Source organism: Mesorhizobium sp. DxT (assembly GCF_058448885.1).
Genome location: NZ_JBZFLJ010000027.1, coordinates 1 through 2,474, shown reverse-complemented (window position 1 = coordinate 2,474; position 2,474 = coordinate 1). Strand labels below are relative to the sequence as shown.

The following is a 2,474-nucleotide window of genomic DNA, read 5'->3' as shown; positions in this document are numbered from 1 at the left end:
GTAAGCGAGCAGCCGAAGCCGTTCAGGGCTGGTAGTTCCAGGGCATGAGGTCGTCGATACGGCTGTCAGGCCAGCCGTTGGCGAGGCGCTCGAGGGTCTGGGTGAGCCAGACCTGAGGATCGACGGCGTTGAGCCGGGCGGTCATCAGCAACGTTGCGATAGTGGCCCAGGTGCGCCCGCCGCCATCACTGCCGGCGAAGAGCGCATTCTTGCGCAGGATTGCCTGGGGACGGATGGCGCGCTCGACGATGTTGGAGTCGATCTCGATGCGGCCGTCCTCGAGGAAGCGACCGAACACGGCGCGGCGGTGCAACGCATAGCGGATGGCCTCGGCGAGCCTGGACTTACCCGAGAGCCTGGGGAGCTCCTTTTCCAGCATGTCGAACAGCCCGGCCACGATCGGCGCCGACCGCTGGCGCCGGATATCGGCGCGGCTCGTGGCGGATTGCCCGCGGATTTCCTCTTCGATCGCCCACAGTGGTGCCATGGCTGCCACGATGTGGCCGGCGAACGGAGAGGCGTCCTTGAGCTCGAAGAACTTCCTGCGCGCGTGCGCCCAGCAGCCGGCCAGAAGCACGCCATCATTGGAGCCCCGGTGCGCCTCCAGCTTGCCGTAGCCGGCATAGCCATCCACCTGCAGGATGCCGCGGTAGTCGCTGAGGTGTTCGGCCGCGACCGCGCCGGCCCGGCTGTCATCGAACCTGTAGGCGACCATCGGTGGCCCCGATCCGCCGAACGGCCGGTCGTCCCGGGCATAGGCCCAGAGCCAGGCCGTTTTCACCTTGCCTGACCCGGGCGCCAGAGTGGGCAACCTAGTTTCGTCGGCGAAGATGCGCTCGCCCTGCTTGATGTGGTGGAGCACGCGTTCGGCCAGCGGGGCCAGTTCGAAGCCGAGTCTGCCCATCCACTGGGCCATCAGCGAACGGTCCAGTTCCACCTTGTCACGGGCATAGATCTCTTGCTGCCGGTAGAGCGGCAGGCCGTCGGCATACTTGCTGACCGCCACATGGGCCAGCAGCGCCTCGGTCGGGATCCCCGCCTCTATCAGGCGTGACGCCGCCGGCGCCTGCACGACCAGGTCGTCGCCATCGGGCAGGCGATAGGCGTATTTCGGGCGGCGCGTCACGATCACCCGGAACTTCGCCGGCGTCACGTCGAGGCGCTCCGAGACGTCCTCGCCGATCTTGGTCTTCTCCAGCCCCTCGCAGCCGGCCGGAACCTGCGGCTCGATCACCACCTCGACCCGCTCCAGATGCGGAGCAAAGCCCTTGCGCGGCCGCGGCGGGCGCGCAGCCCGGTTGCCGTCGCGCTTCTCGATGCCCGCTGACAGCTCCGACAGGCCCGTTTCCAGCTCGTCGAACACGAAGGCGTATTGGTCGTCGTTGAGCGGGTCGATCCGCAGCTTTTCCGAGCGCGTCCCGTACTGCGCCCGCTGCAGCATGTTAATGATCGAGGTCAGGTTGGCGATCTTGAGGTCATCGGCAGCCTTGATCGCCTTGCGCTCCGCGATCTCGGCATGCAACTGCCGGGTCTCGGCCTGCTTGGCCAGCAGCAGCGCCTTCAGCGCTTCGACATCGTCCGGAAGATCACGTTCGACCAGCGTTCCCATGCCCGGAGCAGAGCACAGATTTGCCCGGATTTCCTGAACTTTCCGCCCCTGAGTCACTCCGCCGCAGGCTTTTACCCAGCCGATTGCGGACGGCTCGAGCGCACCATCCTGACCTTCGTCCAGTCCATGCCGTCGACCAGCGCCAGCAACTGCGCATGGCTCAACTTCACCCGCGCTTCCCCAAGCCGCGGCCAGCAGAACTTCGCCTTCTCCAGCCGCTTGGCGTAGAGGCACAGCCCCGTGCCGTCCCACCACACAAGCTTCACCCGGTCCGCCCGTTTCGAGCGGAACACGTAGATCGAGCCATTGAACGGATCCGACCCGGCATCGCGCACCAGACCAACCAACCCGTCCGGTCCCTTCCGGAAGTCCACCGGCCGGCTCGCCAGGAACACCTTCACTCCAGACGGGATCATGCCGACTGGACCGCCCGGATGACCCGGCGAAGCTGATCTTCGCCCACATCGACGCCAACGCGGATGGTCACGCGGCCGATGGCGATCTCCAGTGTTCCCGCCCCGCCCGATGTCTCCGCCACCGGTTCGCTCGAGATTCGCGGCGCCACCCTGGCCGCCCGTCGCCAGCCGAACAGTTGCTGCGGCCTGATGCCGATCTCCCGCGCTAGCGCCGAAACGTTGACGCCGGGCTCCAGGCTCCGTGCGACCACCGCCGACTTGAAGCTGTCCGACCAACGCCGGTGCGGCACGACCGGCGCACCCTCGAGCCGATCCGGCACGGCCTCGATCAACTGAATACTTTTGTCCGAACGCTCAACCGTAGACACAGAAACTGACACCTCCGCCAATCCCTGCCTTCATACAAGACGCCCAACCGAAACGTCAGGCGGCCCAGACTTCGCGCTTAC

3 protein-coding genes are annotated in these 2,474 nt (G+C 66.4%); all 3 read right to left on the bottom strand.

All coding sequences use genetic code 11. From position 1 onward, the window contains the following. Nucleotides 1-22: 22 nt before the first annotated feature. The 3 genes from tnpC to ACVJNE_RS24210 all read right to left on the bottom strand — a co-directional run bounded on the left by tnpC (nucleotide 23) and on the right by ACVJNE_RS24210 (nucleotide 2,357). A complete protein-coding gene (gene tnpC, locus ACVJNE_RS24220) occupies nucleotides 23-1,609 on the bottom strand; it encodes an IS66 family transposase (RefSeq protein ID WP_499569279.1) in 1,587 nt (528 codons plus the stop codon). 71 nt (nucleotides 1,610-1,680) lie between these two features. Next, nucleotides 1,681-2,025 (bottom strand): IS66 family insertion sequence element accessory protein TnpB, encoded by a 345-nt coding sequence (tnpB, locus tag ACVJNE_RS24215; protein WP_499569278.1) that lies wholly within the window; start codon nucleotides 2,023-2,025, stop codon nucleotides 1,681-1,683. Continuing rightward, on the bottom strand, nucleotides 2,022-2,357 hold the full coding sequence (locus ACVJNE_RS24210) for a transposase (protein ID WP_499569277.1): 336 nt from the start codon (nucleotides 2,355-2,357) through the stop codon (nucleotides 2,022-2,024). Before ACVJNE_RS24210 ends, tnpB begins: the two co-directional genes overlap by 4 nt. Between the last annotated feature and the right edge of the window lie 117 nt (nucleotides 2,358-2,474).

Bases quoted from the DNA above. Each gene is read 5' to 3' on its own strand.
- tnpB (WP_499569278.1), bottom strand. From the start codon at position 2,025: ATGATCCCGTCTGGAGTGAAGGTGTTCCTGGCGAGCCGGCCGGTGGAC.
- tnpC (WP_499569279.1), bottom strand. From the start codon at position 1,609: ATGGGAACGCTGGTCGAACGTGATCTTCCGGACGATGTCGAAGCGCTG.